The 19,414-nt window shown below is 52.8% G+C and carries 17 protein-coding genes; 16 read left to right on the top strand and 1 reads right to left on the bottom strand.

Annotated elements, in window-relative coordinates:
- The first annotated feature begins 91 nt into the window (after positions 1-91).
- From ACFQ88_RS22165 to lplT, 9 genes are all read left to right on the top strand, one after another.
- Entirely contained in the window at positions 92-589 is a 498-nt protein-coding gene (locus ACFQ88_RS22165) for a hypothetical protein (RefSeq protein ID WP_379456780.1), read from the top strand.
- Between the two features lie 164 nt (positions 590-753).
- Positions 754-2,373, top strand: a complete 1,620-nt coding sequence (locus ACFQ88_RS22160) for a spore germination protein (RefSeq protein ID WP_379456778.1) — start codon at positions 754-756, stop codon at positions 2,371-2,373.
- A 79-nt stretch (positions 2,374-2,452) separates the two neighbouring features.
- Positions 2,453-3,553 carry a GerAB/ArcD/ProY family transporter gene (locus tag ACFQ88_RS22155; protein ID WP_379456776.1) on the top strand — a complete coding sequence of 367 codons (1,101 nt, stop codon included), beginning with the start codon at positions 2,453-2,455 and terminating at the stop codon, positions 3,551-3,553.
- Positions 3,554-3,557: 4 nt separating this feature from the next.
- Complete coding sequence (locus ACFQ88_RS22150; RefSeq protein ID WP_239632339.1) at positions 3,558-4,781, top strand: Ger(x)C family spore germination protein; 1,224 nt, start codon at positions 3,558-3,560, stop codon at positions 4,779-4,781.
- 7 nt (positions 4,782-4,788) lie between these two features.
- The gene (locus tag ACFQ88_RS22145; RefSeq protein ID WP_239632337.1) at positions 4,789-5,025 is read left to right on the top strand and encodes a hypothetical protein; all 237 of its coding nucleotides are present in this window, start codon (positions 4,789-4,791) and stop codon (positions 5,023-5,025) included.
- 5 nt (positions 5,026-5,030) lie between these two features.
- Complete coding sequence (locus ACFQ88_RS22140; RefSeq protein ID WP_379456773.1) at positions 5,031-6,146, top strand: GerAB/ArcD/ProY family transporter; 1,116 nt, start codon at positions 5,031-5,033, stop codon at positions 6,144-6,146.
- A gap of 116 nt (positions 6,147-6,262) precedes the next feature.
- Positions 6,263-7,189 (top strand): S66 peptidase family protein, encoded by a 927-nt coding sequence (locus ACFQ88_RS22135; RefSeq protein WP_379456771.1) that lies wholly within the window; start codon positions 6,263-6,265, stop codon positions 7,187-7,189.
- Between the two features lie 659 nt (positions 7,190-7,848).
- On the top strand, positions 7,849-9,987 hold the full coding sequence (locus tag ACFQ88_RS22130; protein ID WP_379456769.1) for an AMP-binding protein: 2,139 nt from the start codon (positions 7,849-7,851) through the stop codon (positions 9,985-9,987).
- Complete coding sequence (gene lplT, locus ACFQ88_RS22125; protein WP_239632328.1) at positions 9,984-11,198, top strand: lysophospholipid transporter LplT; 1,215 nt, start codon at positions 9,984-9,986, stop codon at positions 11,196-11,198. The genes ACFQ88_RS22130 and lplT overlap by 4 nt, the downstream gene beginning before the upstream one ends.
- A gap of 155 nt (positions 11,199-11,353) precedes the next feature.
- Here lplT and ACFQ88_RS22120 read toward each other — a convergent pair whose 3' ends face one another.
- Entirely contained in the window at positions 11,354-12,016 is a 663-nt protein-coding gene (locus tag ACFQ88_RS22120) for a carboxylesterase family protein (protein WP_379456767.1), read from the bottom strand.
- 379 nt (positions 12,017-12,395) lie between these two features.
- On the opposite strand from ACFQ88_RS22120, the gene ACFQ88_RS22115 reads away from it, so the two are divergent.
- The 7 genes from ACFQ88_RS22115 to ACFQ88_RS22085 all read left to right on the top strand — a co-directional run bounded on the left by ACFQ88_RS22115 (position 12,396) and on the right by ACFQ88_RS22085 (position 19,166).
- The gene (locus ACFQ88_RS22115; protein WP_379456866.1) at positions 12,396-12,707 is read left to right on the top strand and encodes a metal-sensitive transcriptional regulator; all 312 of its coding nucleotides are present in this window, start codon (positions 12,396-12,398) and stop codon (positions 12,705-12,707) included.
- Positions 12,708-12,756: 49 nt separating this feature from the next.
- Entirely contained in the window at positions 12,757-12,957 is a 201-nt protein-coding gene (locus tag ACFQ88_RS22110; protein WP_239632324.1) for a cation transporter, read from the top strand.
- Between the two features lie 72 nt (positions 12,958-13,029).
- Complete coding sequence (locus ACFQ88_RS22105) at positions 13,030-15,453, top strand: heavy metal translocating P-type ATPase (RefSeq protein ID WP_239632322.1); 2,424 nt, start codon at positions 13,030-13,032, stop codon at positions 15,451-15,453.
- Between the two features lie 314 nt (positions 15,454-15,767).
- Positions 15,768-16,382, top strand: a complete 615-nt coding sequence (locus ACFQ88_RS22100; protein WP_239632321.1) for an NAD(P)/FAD-dependent oxidoreductase — start codon at positions 15,768-15,770, stop codon at positions 16,380-16,382.
- Positions 16,383-16,395: 13 nt separating this feature from the next.
- A complete protein-coding gene (locus tag ACFQ88_RS22095) occupies positions 16,396-17,094 on the top strand; it encodes a response regulator (RefSeq protein WP_379456764.1) in 699 nt (232 codons plus the stop codon).
- The gene (locus ACFQ88_RS22090; protein WP_379456762.1) at positions 17,091-18,167 is read left to right on the top strand and encodes a sensor histidine kinase; all 1,077 of its coding nucleotides are present in this window, start codon (positions 17,091-17,093) and stop codon (positions 18,165-18,167) included. The genes ACFQ88_RS22095 and ACFQ88_RS22090 overlap by 4 nt, the downstream gene beginning before the upstream one ends.
- A 114-nt stretch (positions 18,168-18,281) precedes the next feature.
- The gene (locus ACFQ88_RS22085; protein WP_379456760.1) at positions 18,282-19,166 is read left to right on the top strand and encodes a hypothetical protein; all 885 of its coding nucleotides are present in this window, start codon (positions 18,282-18,284) and stop codon (positions 19,164-19,166) included.
- Positions 19,167-19,414: the final 248 nt, after the last annotated feature.

Genomic DNA, 19,414 nt, shown 5'->3' with positions numbered 1-19,414 from the left:
CTCGTAGTAACATGGTCCATGGCTGTGCGCTTCCCCGATGCCTCGAGGATGGTGCCCGCTTCAACTTCACATGTAAAGGACGAAATACCGCGTGAATCTGAAAACATGGGTCATATGCTTTTATTTGCTGCTGATTTATTGGATTTCCCGTCATATACCGGATATCAAGATGATTTTCTACCCTACTCTCGGCGCTTTCTCTTATCTATTCATTAGCCGGAGCTTTTCCTTGAAAGACTTCATCAAGCTCATTGCCGGCGCTTGTGCAGCATCGGTGGTCAGCTCGGCCTTATACTTATCTCATACAGGAATGCTCTCGTTTTTTGCAGCGACACTCATCACGATTATTTTGATCCGCAAGCTCCATCTGAACGCACCGCCCGTTCTGGCCATTGCGCTTGTTCCTTTTTTCGCACAGCCGGATCATATTTGGACGCTTCCGCTCGCGGTTCTCGTTTCCTTAAGCGGACTGCTGCTCGTTCTTTCACTCGTTGAGCTTGCAGGGGCAGCTATCGCGACAACGGTCCTCCGATACGTGCCAAGACAGCTATGGAAACGAAAGGACAGCTCCGTGGAGAGCGGGAACTAAGCTTTATATAGCCGACCCAATATCAGCCTGACGAAGAATATCTTCGCAGGCTTTTTTTGTGTCCACTTGTACCCTTCCCCGGGGAATAGGCGCTCTAGCCATGCATGGAATAGCGAATTTTGGTAATAGTAAGGGTACGTCGTTTTACCAATTATGAGGTACTTATGGGAATCTTCAGAAAGTGGCTGACTCATCGTCGCATACATCAACAACAGCAACAGCAGCAACAACCGGGGAACGATCCCTCTCCGGCCGGCGGTCAGGCGCAGCAGATGCCTCTGCTATCCATGGATCTGGACGCGAATGTGGAATGGATTCGAACCCGGCTGGAAGCCAGTCCGGATCTAATCCTGCGACATTTGAGCCATCCCCAAAGACCGGACCTGCGCCTTGCGCTGGCTTATATTGACGGGCTGGTAGATACCGTCGCCTTACAGCACATGATCGCGGAGTTGTTCCAGCTAATCGAGTTGGGGGCCGGTTCACCCATGAACGCGGCCGGCTTCTACCAGTCGCTCCTGAACCGGAAATTAACCGTCGGCAGCCTACGTGAAATCGAAGATATGGAGTCGCTTCTCATCTGCATGTTTAATGGCGCGACGATCGTTATGGTTCAAGGGAACCGCCTGGCCATTTCGGCCGATACGATCGGCGGAGAAATGCGCGGTGTCGAGGAGCCGAGCACCCAGACGGTCATCCGCGGTCCCAAGGAAGGCTTTACCGAAAATTTGCGGACCAACACGGCGTTGATCCGGCGAAAGATCAAATCTCCCGATCTTCGCATCGATACCAAATTGATCGGCAAGCAGACGCATACGAATGTCGCTATCCTATATTTAAAGGATGTTGTAAAAAATCAGTATGTGGAAGAGGTTCATAAGCGGCTGGATGCGATTCAAATCGACGGCATTCTGGAGAGCGGTTATATCGAGGAGCTGATCCAGGACTCCACCTTCAGTCCGTTCCCGACCATACAAAATACGGAACGGCCCGATACCGCGGCAGCCGCTTTGCTGGAGGGGCAGATTGTCATCATAGTTGACGGAACGCCCTTTGTCTTGATAGCTCCTTTTACCTTTTTTAAATTTTTCCAGTCCAGCGAGGACTATTATCAGCGATACGATATCGCGTCGTTCTTGAGAATCATCCGCTTCGTCTCGTTCATCGTCGCCATGCTGCTCCCGTCGCTCTATATTGCCACGACAACGTTCCATCAGGAGATGCTGCCCGCTACTCTCCTCATCAGTCTTGCCGCCCAAAGGGAAGGCGTGCCTTTTCCCGCTCTGCTGGAGGCCATGCTGATGGAAATTACGTTCGAGGTACTGCGGGAAGCGGGAGTCCGCATGCCGCGCGTTATCGGCTCGGCGATCTCCATCGTCGGGGCTTTGGTGCTCGGGCAAGCGGCGGTACAGGCCGGGCTCGTGTCGGCCGCCATGGTTATCGTCGTATCGTTCACGGCGATCGCCAGCTTCGTTATTCCTTCCGTAAATATGTCGGCTGCGGCAAGGCTGATCCGGTTTACTTTGATGCTTCTGGCCGCAACGCTCGGACTGTTCGGCATTATGTCCGGCTTGATGGTGGTGCTTATTCATTTGGCTGGCTTGCGGTCGTTCGGAGCGCCGTATTTGGCTCCTATTTCTCCTTTGATTCCGGGTAATTTGAAAGATATTTTTATTCGCGTGCCTTGGTGGGCGATGGTCAAGCGTCCCCTCTTTTTATCGCAGAACCAGAACAGGCAGCCCAGGATGCACAAGCCGTCTCCACCCGATGACAACAACAGCTGACAGGGTACATCGGCTACGATTATGGAAAGGGAACGAGACGATGCAGATCCGTTCTGTAAGGAGGCAGGGTAACTAACTTATGGTACAAAAAATAACTTCCATTCAATGCATTATGCTGATCATGAGCTCCATTACCCCTACCTTCATATTGACCGTTCCCAGCATTGTAGTCGAATCCTCAGGCCAGGACGCCTGGTTGTCGATCCTGCTGGCTATTGCGGCAGCCGTATTGATTGCCTGGCTCATTGGAGCGATATGCAGTATGAATCCGGGAATGCTGCTGATAGACTGGCTGGACAGCCGGTTAGGCCGCTTGGCCGGATCGCTGTTCGGGCTCATTCTTGCCTTCTACTATTTCACGAACGAAACGATTATTATCCGTCAGTTTATTAACTTTATGTCGGAAAATGTGCTGACGCGGACTCCCGCCTACGCAATAATCACAGTTGCGCTTTTGGTCATGCTGTATTCCGCGAACCACGGGATCGAGGTTATAGCCAGAATCAATATGATCATTTCTCTCATTACGTTTTTGACGATTCTGGTCACCATCATCTTGCTCTTGAACAAAGTGCAGCTTCCGTTTCTTCTGCCTATAGGCGAGCATTCGATTCGAAGTATCATTCATGGGAGCATTCCGCCGACCGCCTGGCTGTCGGAAGTCGCCATACTGCTCGTATTGCTGCCTTATTTGAAACATCCGGAGCATGCCTCTCTTATCGGGATATGGAGCGTGATCGCTTCCGGGATCGAACTGCTTCTGTTCGTAGTCGCCGCCATCGTCATTTTCGGTCCCGAGCTAATCACCATATTGGCGTATCCGACGTTTAATATGGTCGGGATCCTGAAGCTAGGCAATTTAATGGAACGGATCGACGTTCTGTTTATTTCCTTATGGATCAGCACCATGTATATCAAAATGTCGATCTTCATGTTTTGCTCCTGGCACTGCTTCGTCCATTCCTGCCGCATCAAGAATACCAGGCCCTTCTTGCCTGCGATCGGTCTGCTCACTGCTCTGTATACCCTCTGGTCCTGGCCGAAGACGACCGAAACGAATCATTTCAACCGTTTTTCGCTGTCACCGGATCTATTAACATTCAACGTCGTCATCCCGCTTATCATTTGGCTCTGCTGCTTGGCTGCCGGAATCCGGGCACCAAGAGCCAAAGGGAGGTAGCAGCATGCGCAAACCAGCCATTCTCCTTGTTCTTACGCTTGTAAGCTTATGCCTTACGGCCTGCTGGAACCGTACCGAGCTGAACAAGCTTTCCATCACGTCGGCTACAGCCATGGATTACGAGAATGGCGAATGGATGATCACGTTCCAGGTCGTCATCCCGTCCGCCATTTCGTCCGGTGTCGGAACCGTTGGCGGCGGCACTTCGCAATCTCCGATAGCCGTCCATACTTCCCGCGGCAAAACGATCAGGGAAGCCGTTTCCAACAGCAACTTCGAGAGCCCTCGCTGGCTCTTTTTCGCTCACAACAGCGTGATCATTATCAGCGAGCAAGTAGCCCGCAGCGGCGGATTGAATCAGATCGTCGATCTTTATTTTCGCAATCCCGACGCGAGAGAGACCGTCAACGTGCTCGTTACAACCGAAAACGCCCGAGATGTCCTCCAGCAGATGATGCATTTGGAGAAAATTCCAGGACAAGGCTTAAGAGAAATAATGGCTATTGAGGCCCGCTATTCCTCCACACTGCCAAGCATCATGCTGTATGAGCTGGCTATGGGCATGACGAGCGCATCCAAAGGGGCGGTGATTCCCGAAATTATTATCAGCGGGACGAAAAAGGTCGATTCGATGAACGACTTAAGCCACACCAGCGTCACTTCCGTGTTGAAATTGGGCAGGCTCGGCGTCATCAAGGACGGGAAGCTCACCGGGTGGCTGACGAGAAACGAGAGCCTTGGAGTGTCTCTGATTACGAATAAAGTAAAATCGTCGGTCCTGCCGTTTGCCTGCAAGCCGTCGGATGGACAAAACTATAACTCCTCGTATCGATTGGATACATCCAAGACAAAGATTGTGCCTAAAAAAGTGAACGGCCGCTTTGTTATGGAGATCAATATCAAAGGCAACGGCATGCTTCTCGAAACCGATTGTCCGCTTGAGCTTAATAAGCCTGATGTTGTGAAGCAGCTGGAGAAGCAGCTGCAAAATCAGATCAAAACCATGGTGGAAACGTCATGGAAGGCTACACGGCGTCTGCATGTAGATATATTGGGCTTTGCAGACATTATCCACCGGAAATTTCCGAAGGACTGGAAAACGATGCGTAACCAATGGGATTCGGCATTTCAGGACATTGAAATCGAAACGAAGGTTCACATTACGATGTCGCGCATCGGTCTCAGTACCAAATCGTTCAAAGCTATTACGAAAGACGAGGAAGGATGATCCTATCATGAGAGGGGCCGCTGTGCTGGCAGTATACGCCTATTTCCTCTATCGGGGAATACGTCCAATGCTCGCCCATGGAAGCAAACGGGACAGCTGGTGCTTTGCCGCCATCGTCGTATGGTGCGCTTATTTAAGCCTGGCGAAGCTGTACCAATGGCCCTTCTTTAATATCATCGCCCCGATTCATGCGGCATTTTATCCAGTCGGACGCTTGCTGGACGAATGGCTGGGAGGTGACTAAAGCTCATGACCGACGGGACACGGCAGCAAATATCCGCTACACAGCTTACCTTCGTGATCATATTGTTCGAAATCGGCAGCACGCCGCTCTTCTTCTTCGGAAGCAAGGTAGGCCAGGATGCGTGGCTTGCGATGCTGATGGGCGCCGTGATAGGCTTGCTTCTTCTTTGCCTGTTCCTGTGGATTCAGAGCAAAGAGCCGGAACGCGATTTGATACAAATATTGAACGTATACTTCGGGCGGTTTATCGGCTCCGTCTTTGGTGCGTCGTATTTCGTCTATTTCGGCTACGAATCCATGCGCAACGTAAGGGATTTCGGCGAGCTGATATCGGTAACGATTTTGTCGCAAACACCCATAGTTGTCATCATGCTGATTGTTATTCTCATCGCAGCTTATGGGGTGTATCAAGGCGTGGAGGTATTTTTCCGGATCGCGGAGATTCTGCTTCCGGTTATTTTGGTCAGCTACGGTATTTTGTTCCTCCTCTTGTTTCTCGGGGATCTCGTCCATTTCGAGCGTCTCGGTCCCGTTATGGAGAACGGTCTGCTGCCCATTTTGAAGGCATCGTTTCCGGATATTGTCTCCTTCCCGTTCGGACAGATGATCGTCTTCCTGATGTTCTGGCAGATGGTGCGAGAGAAAAAGGTGGTGGTCAAAACGTCCGTCTTGGCTTACGTTCTGGTCGCCATCTTCCTTGTGTTTGTCAATATACTGAATTTAGTCATTCTCGGTCCGACGTTGGCGGGCATGGCCGCGCTTCCATTACTGCAAGCTTCTCAGCTAATTTCCGTAGCCGACGTGTTTGAACGAGTCGATGTTTTCGTGACGCTGCTCATTTACGTCGGTCTGTTTATTAAGATGAGCGCTTTCTATTATTGCGCAGTTCAAGCCTTGTCCCATTTAACCGGCAAACGCTATAAGCTCTGGGTGCTGCCTACGGGAGCCGTCATTTTCGCCGTTGCTTTATTGGAGCCCAACTACACCTATCACATTTCATTAGGACTCACGACCAGTTTGAAGGTATTTCCGATCTTTCAAATCGCGATTCCGCTCCTTTTGTCCGCCGTCATGCTGATCAGGATCTCGCTTAAGCGCAACACGAAGTCTGGAGGCGCATAGGGGTAAACCTCGTAATCTGGAACTCCAGTGCTCTTTTGGCGCTCCGGCATGATCGTATTTCCCTGCTGCTCCGCATATAGATGATATAAACGTGCCTGGATGGGAGGAGCAGCAAAATGGCAATTCATCCGCCTCTTCTGCAGCAAGGAGATACGATCGGCCTCGTCACGCTCGGCAGCCCGCTTCCCGCCGCCGACATCAACAACGGTATCACGATGCTGCGAAGTATGGGCTTTACGGTTGTCGTTGGAAATTATGTGTACGCCAGCAACGGCTTTCTTGCCGGTACGGACCAGCAGCGGGCGGCCGACTTCATGAACATGATCATCAATCCGGAGGTCAAAATGATCCTCCCGGCCCGCGGAGGTGTTGGCGTTGCCGGAATCTTGCCATATCTGGATTACAGGGTGATCGCAAGAAACCCGAAAATCGTTACCGGTTATAGCGATATTACGGTGCTGCTGAACACGCTGTATTTGTTCAGCAATCTGCTGACGTTCTCCGGTTTGATGCTGATCGATTTCCGCGCCGAGGCACCGCCTTACAATTTCAATCAATTTTTCGGTATGGTGTCTTCAACCGCCGTTCCGAAATCGATACAAAACCCTCCGGACATCCCGCTCACCGGCCTGGTTCCCGGCAAAGTGACCGCCCCCCTCGTAGGCGGCAACCTCTCCTCAATGCTGGATACGTTAGGCACTCCGTATGAAATCGATACCCGAGGCAAAATATTGTTTCTCGAGGAAACGCATGAGCCCATCAACAAAGTGTACCGGATGATCAACCGGTTGAAGCTGGCAGGGAAGCTGAATGACTGCGTCGGCATCGTCATGGGGGAGTGCACGAACTGCCCCGTCTCCTACGGCAAGACGTATAGCGATCTCATCAGCGAATTCATCGTTCCCCTGGGCAAGCCGCTGTTAACCGGTCTCGCCTCCGCTCACGGCATGTATAAGGCGACGGTTCCTATCGGCGCCGTAATCAATATGGACACGCAAAGCCCCGTTCCCACTCTGACGGTTGTCGAGCCGACGGTAAGCTGAGCGAGCATATGGATGACGCATCGGGTAGTCGTGACCGCCTCTCGCACGCACGTACTTATATGACTGGCGCGGCACTAGCTCCCGGTTATCCTTTCGCATCAAACAAGAGACGATGGGGAATCCCCTCTCCGGTTGCTGCTATCGATTCCTTTTTACTTGTTGGTTCAAAACCTTTTGGCACAAGGGTTCCCGTCGGACATTGGGCTGGAGCAGAATCTATCGGTCAGGAGGCGGAGTCTTTCGGACCGGAGGCGGAATCTTTCGGACAGGAGATCCGTTATTTCCTGAAATGACGCTGTTTTGGAGGGGCGATCGGACCGTGAGTCCGTTATTTGCTCATTTTAGCGGTAAAAATGACGGTTTCTTGCGAAATAAAGGATCTGTAGTCCGATCACCCTGCAAATAGAACCATTTTGGGTAAAATAGCGGATCTACGGTCCGAATCAACTTGGGCCACGCTCTCCAGCGGATGGGCACGCTCCTCCTGGAGATAGCCTCTAGCCTCACATTGGCATGTTTGGGTAAAGCCAATGTATCAACAGCCTGGGTACTATACAAAGTTAGTACTCTTCTTTGGCGTGGTTTACAGCTACAATACAAGTAACAACGATTAGCACCTGGTATTAAAGCTAGTCCAACCGAAGAGGAGTCGATTTCGAATGCTCGTCCTGGTCGCTGTTCTAAAAGCGTTGTCCACCCTGTTGTTCAAATTGAAAATATCCGGTCTGGAAAAGCTCGACTTCCGCCAGCCGACCATCCTGATGCCTAACCATGTCTCGCTGCTCGACGCTGTGCTCCTGGCGCTCTATTTGCCGGAAGAGGCCGCTTTTGTCGTCAATACGAAGATCGCCAGACGGTTCCGCTGGGCGCTCAGGCTGAGCAACCATATAGCCGTAGACCCATTGAACCCTTACTCCGTAAGAACGATGGTCAAAACCGTCCAAAGCGGCGTTCCTCTCGTCTTGTTTCCGGAAGGAAGGGTCACAACGACCGGCGGCCTGATGAAAATATACAGCGGGATCGGCTATATCGCCTTCCGGACCGGAGCTCGCCTCATCCCTATCGCCATCAATGGAGCGGAACGCTCGAAATTTTCGTACATCAGCCATAAAATCCGCACGGTCTGGTTTCCCGAGATTGACATTTCCATCGGCGACGCGTTCGTCATTGATCCGGCGCCGAACGTGTCCATGAAGCGGCAGAAGGAAGCTGCCGCCGATCAAATCCGGCTCGCGCTGCAAGAGCAGCTGCTGCAAAGCAGGTTGAAGTCGGACGTCAACCTGTTCGACGAACTGCTGCGGCAAGCTTCCCGCAGCGGCTGGGGTACCGTCATCTGCGAGGATCTCTCGCAGAGGCTGACCTACAGGAAGCTCGTGCTAGCTTCCTATGTATTTGCTCGCAAGCTGCAGCCGCTGCTTGCAGGGCAGGACGCCGCGGGCGTCATGCTGCCGACCACGGCCGCGCATGCGATCGCGCTGTTCGCGCTGATGCGGATCGGCGTCACGCCCGCGATGCTGAACTTCTCGTCCGGAGAGCAAAGCCTCCGGGACGCTTGCGAGACCGCAGGACTGCGCACCGTCCTGACCTCGCGCCAATTCGTCGAGAAGGCGAAGCTCGAATCGACCGTCGCCTCCTTGGCGAAGCAGTGCCGCATCGTCTATCTGGAGGACGTAAAGGATGAGGTAAGCCGGACCGATCAGCTCATCGGCCTCATCGACTGGATGACTGGCAAGCAAGCGGTGCAAGGTTTCCGCGACTTCATCCTGTTCACCTCCGGCAGCGAAAGCAAGCCGAAGGGCGTCGTCCTCGGTCACGAGCAGCTGTATGCGAACATCCAGCAAGCCCGCACCGTATTCGACTTCACCGCGTCGGATAAAATGTTCAACGCGCTGCCGATGTTCCACAGCTTCGGGCTGACGGTCGGTACGCTGCTCCCTCTGCTCACCGGCATGCCGGTGATGCTGTACCCGAGCCCGCTGCATTACCGGGTCGTTCCGGAAGTAGCGTACGACCGCAGCGCCACGATCCTGCTCGGCACTTCAACATTCCTCGCAGGATACGGCAGGGCGGCGCACCCGTATGATTTTCACTCCATGAGATATGTGGTGACGGGAGCCGAGAAGCTGAAGGATGAAGTGAGGGATTTGTGGAGCCGCAAGTTCGGCATCCGCATTCTGGAAGGCTACGGCACGACCGAAGCGTCTCCGGTCGTATCCATCAACACGCCGCTCGCGTACAAGGAAGGCACGGTCGGCCGCCTGCTGCCGGGCATCCGCAGCCGCATTGTGCCGGTTCCCGGTATCGAAACCGGCGGAAGCCTGCATATTCATGGGCCGAACGTCATGAAAGGCTATCTCATACATGGCAAAGGGTTCGTCCCTTGCCCGGTCTGGTACGATTGCGGCGACGTAGTCGAGGAGGACGCCGACGGCTTTCTCTCGATCAAGGCGCGGCTGAAGCGCTTCGCCAAGGTCGGAGGCGAGATGATCTCGCTGCAGCTTGTCGAGGAAACGGCCGCCGCCTGCTACAATGATCCGGCGTTGGAGCTGGCCGCCGTCAGCGTGGCGGACCAGCGCAAAGGAGAGCGCATCGTGCTGTACGTTACGGGGAACGGCTACGTTCTGCCGCAGCTCAAGTCCTACATCGCGGCCAACGGATATTCGCCGCTGCTGCTGCCGTCCCGGATCGTCGCCGTCGAGAAGCTGCCGCTGCTCGGCAGCGGCAAAACAGACTACGTTGCGCTGAAACAACGGGCCGAATCCGGCTCATCTCAAGAAGAAACGGAGACAAAAGCATGAACAGGGACAGTGTCGTAAACCGTAGAGCGTTAACCTCCCTTTATATCACGCAATTTTTATCGGCCTTTGCCGATAACATGTCGTTGCTCGTCATTGCCAGCCTGCTCACGCATAACGGATTTTCGCCGGAATCTTTGGCGCTCGTTACGATTGCTTTTTTCCTTCCGTACATTTTACTTGCACCGCTGGTCGGGCCTTTTGCCGACAAAATGCCCAAAGCCGTCGTGCTTATCATCGGCAATGTGATCAAATGGATCGGGATCACATCGCTATTGATCGTCGATCATTCCAGCATCTGGTCTCTTATGCTGTGCTACTTTACCGTCGGGATCGGCGCTGTCGTCTACTCTCCGGCCAAATACGGCATCCTGCCCGAGCTGACAACCTCCGAGCAGGAGCTGTTCAAGGCTAACTCGCGAATCGAGGCTTATACGATATTGGCCATTCTCACCGGAATCGGCGGAGGGGGCGCTATTGTCGCAGCTACGTCTACGGTGCAATCAACCGTCATCTGTGCCGTACTGTACGCATTGTCAACGGCTATCACTTTGCTCATCCCGCGGACTCAAGGCGACCCGACCATTCGTTTCGCAGCGGAGGCAAGGCACTTTTTCAGCAGTGTGGCGATCTTGATGAAGCATCCGAAAACCCAATTTACCTTAGTGGGTACCGGAGCCTTCTGGATGAGCTCCGCCGTACTGCGCACCGCCGTTCTGGCCTGGATCCCAGTGGCGCTAGGGTTTCGCCCTGACGATATGAGCGTATCTCTGATCCTCGCCACCACCTCCATCGGCATCATTATCGGAGCGTTTCTTGCGCCACGGTTGATCCAGCTTCGTATCTTCTACAAATCTATCGGATACGGGATCATGATGCTGGCCTTGATCTTTCTTTTTCCCTGGTTTCATCACACAGCCGTTGCCGTGGTCTTCCTGCTGGCAGTCGGTTTCATGGGCGGCGTCTTTATCGTTCCGATGAACACCGTGCTGCAGGAGGAAGGCATGAGCCTGGTCGGACCGGGGAAGACGATCGCAGTACAAAATTTTATTGAAAACATATTAATGCTGGTCGGCTCCTGCGTGTATTACGTGATCGTTGAGCAGGGAGTCTCGATCTCGATGGCGATCATGGTTCAAGGGCTGATCATGCTTGTATTCCTGATCTACCTGGGCCTTCGCATTCGGCCGATGAACGTGCAGCGCCAGCCTTAGCGGTGTCCTAACGGACATCTCGCTGCCCCACAGAAGAAAACCATGTTCCTGATGCTTCAAGCATTTTGGACATGGTTTTTTTTATCCATATGTGATTGCTTGCCTGGTTGACTCATCTGGAAGATCCCTGCAGATTGTAAGGTTATTGACCAAGACTACATGCGCTTAATTGTATGCTTGAGCATCCATTCGTACAGCTTCAGGTTGCCGTACGTTTCATCCATCACTTGATGCTGTAAGCCGGGATAGGTCGTAAACACGACGTTTCCGCCCCGCTCTTTCAGTGCATCTACGATTGCTCTGTCCCTCGCTATCTCAACGACGTCGTCGTCTTCGCCATGAAACGCCCATATCGGCATCGATTTCAGCAGCACGGCCTTTTCCGGATCGAACCACCCTGCCAATGGCGCTGTCGCTGCGAACCGTTCCGGTGCATAAGCGGCCAAATCCCAAGCTCCATGGCCTCCCAAGCTGAAGCCGGTCAAATATATCCGCTCGCGATCAACCCGGTGTGTCTCAATTACCTCATCCAATAGAGTGAGGACGGCATCCCGCTCCATCGGCCATGAAGACAGAGACGGACATTGCGGAGAAATTACGATAAATTCAAATCCAGGTATCTTGTCCGCCATCCACCCAAGCCCGTAATGATCCAGCATATGAATATCCTCGCCGCGCTTCTTGATGCCGTGAAGAAACAAAATGACCGGCCACTTCTTGTCCATTTGCTCCTCATATGCCGCCGGTAAGTACAGCTGGTAACCGATGCTTACGGTCTTTCGAATCTCTTTTTGCAGCTTTCCGGATACGATGGGCATGATGGGTTGCTCCTTTCTTTTCACAAGATCAGATATTTTCATCACCCTAAATTCCTCATATCGTAACATAACTTTCCATTTCCATCCATCTTAAAAACACTCGAAGTAACAATAACTTGTCCGGCCGCTGGAATCCCATTCGCATTCAGCCGACCGATGACCCTGCCTCCTTTTACATCATGACGCCGATCCGGACCCATTAAGGCAAATCCGATGGTACCCCAGAGGGGTATATATTTGCGATCCGGACTCCTTTGCCTTTGCAGCAAGCCCATTTTAAAAAAGTTTCCAAATTATCGTTGACATACCCTATGGGGGTATAGTATATTGAATTCACGAGGTGATGATAACCATGGAAACAGCAACAACAACTACGACAATGAATTGCTGCGATGCACATACACACACTTCCCATAGAAGCAGCCACCATTCCGAGCAGTTGAAGACGAACCTGGCTTCCCGCCTCAACCGGATCGAAGGTCAAGTTCGTGGCGTCAAAGGCTTGATAGAGAGAGATACGTACTGCGACGACGTGCTGAACCAGATCGCGGCGATTCAATCGGCGTTGAACAGTGTCGGGAAGCTGCTGCTGGAAGGCCATATGAAAAGCTGCGTGGCGGAACGGCTTCAGTCCGGTGACCATGAGGTTATCGACGAGCTGCTGGCCACGATGAACAAATTGATGAAGTAACATCCGATTCATGTCAGGATGAAATTTATAACCAAGGGAGAAGATAACTATGACGAACATTGTATTGAAAGTGGAAGGAATGTCCTGCGGACACTGCGTTAACTCAATCGAAGGAGCTTTGAAAGAAATCGGAGCCCAAGGTAAAGTAGACCTTGCTGCCAAATCCGTTTCCGTTCAATATAATGAAGAGAGCCTTTCGATAGAAGCCATTAAAGAAGCGATCGAAGATCAGGGATACGACGTAGTATAAAGCAATTTGCATCATCTAATTTTTTTTGTGAAAAATATACCCCCAAGGGGTATGTGGGAGGGGTAAGTACCTATGGAACAGCAGCAGCAACAAACAACGATGCAAATATCGGGGATGACCTGCGCCGCTTGCGCAAACCGGATAGAAAAAGGATTGAAAAAAATAGACGGTGTAGCCGACGCCAATGTCAATTTCGCACTGGAACGGGCATCGGTAACCTATGATCCGAATAAAGTCGATCTAACGAATCTGGAGCAAAAAATCGAGGCTCTAGGCTACGGTACCGTCAAAGATTCTGTAGATTTCGTCTTGACCGGAATGACCTGCGCCGCTTGCGCCGCCAAAATAGAAAAGGTACTAAACAAGCTTCCCGGCGTCAGCTCCGCTACGGTGAACTTTGCGCTCGAGACCGCCCATGTCGAATATTCCTCCGCCGAGGTTTCGGTGGAGGACATGATCGCCCGGGTGAAGAAAATCGGCTACGGCGCTCAAGTGAAGCAAGATCAAGCGGCTGACGGCGATCATCGTCACAAAGAAATCGCTGCGCAAAAAAGGAAAATGTGGATTTCCGCCCTGCTCTCGTTCCCTCTTCTGTGGGCGATGGTCAGCCACTTCTCCTTCACGTCCTGGATCTACTTGCCTGAGCTTCTCATGAACCCTTGGGTGCAGCTGGCATTAGCCGCTCCGGTTCAGCTTATTATCGGCTGGCAGTTTTATGTCGGAGCGTATAAAGCGCTTCGCAATAAAAGCGCGAATATGGATGTGCTTGTCGCATTAGGCACCTCCGCCGCATTCTTTTACAGCTTGTATTTGACGCTGCAATGGGCATTCAGCCCTGACGGCGGGCATCATGGAATGCCGGAAATGTATTACGAGACAAGTGCCGTGCTGATCACGCTGATCCTGCTGGGTAAACTATTCGAGGTGCTTGCCAAAGGCCGCACTTCGGAAGCGATCAAGAAGCTGATGGGACTTCAAGCGAAAACCGCGCTCGTCCTCCGTGACGGCCAGGAAATGAGCATTCCGGTAGAAGAAGTGCTTGTGGGCGACATCGTCCTGGTGAAACCGGGCGAAAAAATTCCGGTGGACGGAGAAGTAGTAGACGGCACCTCCTCGGTTGATGAATCGATGCTGACCGGCGAAAGCCTCCCTGTCGAGAAGCAGCAAGGGGATTCGGTTATCGGAGCAACCGTCAATAAGAATGGCAGCTTGAAAATTAAAGCTACCAAAGTAGGCAAAGAAACCGCCCTCGCGCAAATTATTAAAGTCGTCGAGGACGCCCAAGGCTCCAAAGCTCCGATTCAACGTGTGGCGGACCAAATTTCCGGCGTATTCGTCCCTATCGTCGTTGGAATCGCCGTTATCGTATTCTTTATTTGGTACTTTGGTGTAGAACCTGGCGATTTCGCAAGCGCTCTGGAAAAAGCTATCGCCGTCCTCGTCATCGCCTGCCCTTGCGCCCTAGGTCTCGCTACGCCGACATCGATTATGGCCGGCTCCGGCCGCGCGGCGGAATTCGGCATCCTGTTCAAAGGCGGCGAGCACCTGGAATCGATGCACAAAGTGCAAACGATCGTTCTCGATAAAACAGGAACGGTAACGAAAGGCAAACCGTCCCTTACCGATGTATGGGTTCCGGTTATGAACGAGCAAGAGGTGCTGGCTATTGTCGGCAGCTCCGAGAAGCAATCCGAGCATCCGTTGGCGGAAGCCATTGTGGAAGGTATTCGTGAAAAAGGGATCGAGCTGCCGGCAGCGGAGCAGTTCGAAGCGATTCCCGGCTACGGCATCCGCGCCAACGTAACAGGCAAAGAAGTGCTTGTGGGCACCCGCAAGCTGATGACCCGCGAATCGATCGACTACTCCCCTGCTGTCGAACGTATGGAACAGTGGGAATCCGAAGGAAAGACCGCGATGCTTATTGCCGTTGACCGGCAGTTTGCCGGATTGGTGGCCGTAGCCGATACGATCAAAGAAACGTCGCAGGAAGCGATCTCCCGCTTGAAAGCAATGGGCATCGAGGTCATCATGATGACCGGTGACAATGAGCGGACGGCACGTGCTATCGCGGATCAGGTCGGCATTGACCGCGTGCTTGCCGAAGTGCTCCCTGAGGGGAAAGCCGCGGAAGTGAAAAAGCTGCAGGCCGAAGGCAAGCATGTTGCCATGGTCGGGGACGGCATCAACGACGCGCCCGCTCTTGCTACCGCCGATGTAGGCCTTGCCATCGGGACAGGAACGGACATCGCGATGGAAGCTGCGGACGTGACCCTGATGCGCGGCGAATTAACAAGCATTCCTGATGCGATCTTTATGAGCAAAAAGACGATGGCGAACATCAAGCAAAACTTGTTCTGGGCGCTCGCCTACAATTCGCTCGGTATTCCTATCGCTGCCATTGGCTTGCTGGCGCCATGGGTCGCCGGAGCCGCGATGGCACTGAGCTCCGTATCGGTTGTACTCAATGCGCTCCGCCTGCAGCGTGTAAAATTATAAGTTTTGTGTCGTTGAATTACGATAGAGGTACCCCACCGGGGTACCCTTGCAATGAAAAACTCAAGCCTATGCTTTCGATGCAAGTTTTGCTTCACAAAACTCAAGCCTATGCTTTCGATACAAGTTTTGCTTTGCAAAACTCAGCCTATGCTTTCGATGCAAGTTTTGCTTCGCAAAACTCAGCCTATGCTTTCGATGCAAGTTTTGCTTCGCAAAACTCAGCCTATGCTTTCGATGCAAGTTTTGCTTCGCAAAACTCAAGCCTATGCTTTCGATGCAAGTTTTGCTTCGCAAAACTCTTAAGGAGTGATCCCATGCCAACAACCAAATTCGCCGTAACGCCGGGCTTTGAACAAGGCGGCAGCCTGTTCAAGCCCGAGCAGCTGGCGGCACTCGGCGCCATCGTCGGCAGCGATGCCAAAATCGAACTAACGACGTTCAAGCAGCTGTACGTCGAAATGGACGAGGAGCGGGCCGAGGAAGCCAAGCAGCAGCTGCGGGACGCCGGTCTGCTCCTCTACCCTGCCGGCTTTTATACGAAAAGCCTGATCGCCTGTAACTTCTGCAAAGGAGCCGAGGAGGCGGGGCTCGACATAGCCAACGCCTTAAACGACGCCATCGCCGGCATTGCCGCGCCAAGTCCGCTCAAGGTCGGCTACGCCGGCTGCGCGCTCGGCACCAGCGAACCGCTGCTCAAGGATATCGGCGTCGTCAAAATGAAAGACACCTACGACATCTACGTCGGAGGCGAGCCCAAATCATTGAAGGCGGCGGTCGGCACGCTGTTTCTGTCCGGCATCACCGCAGACCGGCTCATCCCGGTCGTCCGCAAGCTGATCGATTATTACTGCGAGCACGGCAAGAAAAAAGAGAAGTTCGCGCGGTTCATCGACCGCATTTCCATAGAAACGCTGCGCAGTGCCGTTTGAGGAGGACCCGGATTTGAGCAAAACCGTTCTAGTGGTCGATGATGAGGACAAAATACGCGATGTCGTTGTATCGTACTTGCAGCAGGAAGGCTTCTTGACCATCGAAGCGGCTACAGGAGCCGAAGCTCTGCACCTTCTAGGCACGTCGGAGCCCGAGATGATCATATTGGACCTGATGCTCCCCGATTTGTCGGGCGAAGAAGTGTGCCGCCGCATCCGTCAAACCTCCCCCATTCCCATCCTCATGCTGACGGCCAAAATTACCGAGGACGACCGGATCCAAGGTCTAACACTGGGAGCCGACGACTACGTCTTGAAGCCGTTCAGTCCTCGCGAGCTTGTTGCCAGAGTCAAAGCTATTTTTCGCCGAACACTGGAAGATTCGCTGCTTGCTGAACGGATAAGCTTCGGGCAGGATGAGCTCGTTATCGATTGCTCCCAGCATGAAATTTACAAGCGGGGCACACAGATCAATGTCACGCCTAACGAATACAAGCTTCTCCTTGTGCTGGCGAGACATCCGGGCCGGTACTTTTCCAGAGAAGAGCTGGTGGAAAAAGTGCTTGGCTTTGACTTTGAAGGCGATTCGCGCACGATTGACCAGCATATTAAAAACCTTCGCCAAAAAATCGAAAAGGACCCGAAACAACCCCAGTTCATCGTGACCGTGTATGGGGTAGGCTACCGTTTTGACGGGGGAGCCCGGCCATGAAAGGACTCTATTCGCGCTTTGCCGTAACGTTTATCGGAATTACCTGCGGTATTCTGTTTCTGGCGAGCATCGTCTTCATCTGGCAAACGCACTATCACTTTGCGATGTATCAGCATCAGGCCGGCACCGCACCGGATACGGCCCAGCTGAACGCTCATTTCGAACAGGCGCTGGTGCAGTCCGTCATCTGGGTACTGATGATCGGCATCGTTATGGCAGCCATCGTCAGCCTGTATGTCGCCAAGCGTTTGACTTCCCCGCTATTGGAAATGAAGTCGGCCGCGGTAAGCATGGCGGGCGGCGACCTGCGGATACGAACGAAGCTTCATGGTAACGACGAAATTTCCGATCTCGGGCAATCGTTAAATCATTTGGCGGAGCAATTGGAAAAGCAGGAGCAGCTGCGCAAAATGATGACAGCCGACGTCGCACATGAGCTCCGCACACCGCTTGCTACCTTGAAGAGTCATATGGAAGCTATGATCGAGGGAGTTTGGGACGCTTCGCCCGAACGGCTTCGGGGCTGCCATGAAGAGATAGAACGGATGATTCGCCTTGTCGGCGATCTGGAGCAATTAACACAGCTGGACTCGCCGCATTTTCAATTGAACGTGCAGCCGGAACGAATGGATGCTATCGCAGCCCAATGCGTCGAGACGATCCGGGCCGCCTTCGAGCACAAAGGCGTCCGTTTGGAGCTGCGGCTCCAAGAACAGGATGAACCTAGGATCGCTTCTGTTGACCGGCAGCGCGTCAGTCAAATTTTACTGAATGTGCTGTCCAATGCGTTAAAATACACGCCTCCGGGCAAACATGTTGAAGTGGATGTGAAACGTGACAAGCAGACGATCCTGATCCAGGTAAAAGATACCGGGCCAGGTATCGGCAAGGACGATTTGCCCTATTTGTTCGAGCGGTTTTACCGCGCGGATAAGTCGAGGGACCGCAAATCCGGCGGCAGCGGCATCGGACTGACGATAGCCAAGAAGCTGACGGAGGCGCACCGCGGTTCGATTCACATCGATAGCGAGCCGGGGCGCGGCACGACGGTACGAATTTATTTTCCCGTATGAGCTGCACAGGGACTACACGAGATCTTCACAAGCGGCGGTTATACTTCTACTTGAGAAACGCGATGCTGCAAGCATCAGAATACAAATTACGGTACCTGCAAGGAGGAACCCAATATGAACAAACCCAAACTTTCGACTCCGTCGCCTCGTCCTTTTGCCATGCGTAAAGCGGCGGCAGCCATAGTAATCACGGCATTATTGCTGACGGCCTGCGGCAAAGCGGCTCCTGCCGGCACGGCTCAGGATACAGCCAGCAAGCCGGAGCAAAACGCTCACGCGGGACACGGCGCCGCCCCTGCTCCGAAAGAGGCCGATGTCAAGGCAGCCTTCACCTTCTCCCCCGATAAGCCGCAAGCAGGGAAAGATACGCTGATTTCGCTTCAGGTAACGGACAGCGCCAACAAGCCGGTCGAGAAGTTCGATATTAACCATGAGAAAACGATGCATCTGATCATCGTCAGCAAAGACTTGTCGTATTTCAACCACATTCATCCGGATTACAAGGAGAAAGGCTTGTTCACCATTGCCAATCCTTTTCCAGCCGGCGGGGATTACAAGCTGTTCGCCGATTTCGTCCCGAGCGGCGAAAGCGGCACTACCAAGAGCCAATGGACTACCATTCAGGGTGACGCCGCCAAGCCTGCCGCCATCCAGCCGGACGGGAATTTGACCAAGACGGTCGACGGCAAGGAGATCAGCCTCGCTTTCGATAAGCTCCAAGCCGGCAAGGAAGTGAACTTGACCTTCAACATCAAAGACGGCGGCACCAAAAAGCCGATTACGAATTTGCAGCAATATTTGGGCGCAGTCGGTCACGTCGTCATTTTATCCGAGGATGCGGAGCAATATCTTCACGTGCATCCGACTGAAGAAAAAGCGACCGGACCGGATGCGAAATTTATGACCACGTTCCCGAAAAGCGGGATTTATAAAATATGGGGCCAGTTCCAGCATGAGGGCAAGGTGTTCACCGTTCCGTTTGTCGTGAAAGTGCCTTAACGCGCAAAATGAAAATCAAGCCAAAAAGCCTTTCCCCCTTATGGAGGAAAGGTTGTTTTGTTTAGAAAGCCCATGCTATTGAAAAATGGTGCAGGGACGCCAGGCATAATGCCTCCCTCCAGCCGCTGCTGTTTTTTTGTATATCGCTTTCTAGCGGTAGTTTCTTAAAACAAAAGGCTTTGTTGTTGGCACTCTGGAACGAATCATTTGAAAAAAGGATCTTTCGGACCGTAGATCCGTTATTTATC

The organism is Paenibacillus sp. NPDC056579 (assembly GCF_042793215.1).
In the GTDB taxonomy this organism is placed as follows: Bacteria; Bacillota; Bacilli; order Paenibacillales; family NBRC-103111; genus Paenibacillus_S.
This window is presented reverse-complemented; position numbering and strand designations above follow the sequence as displayed.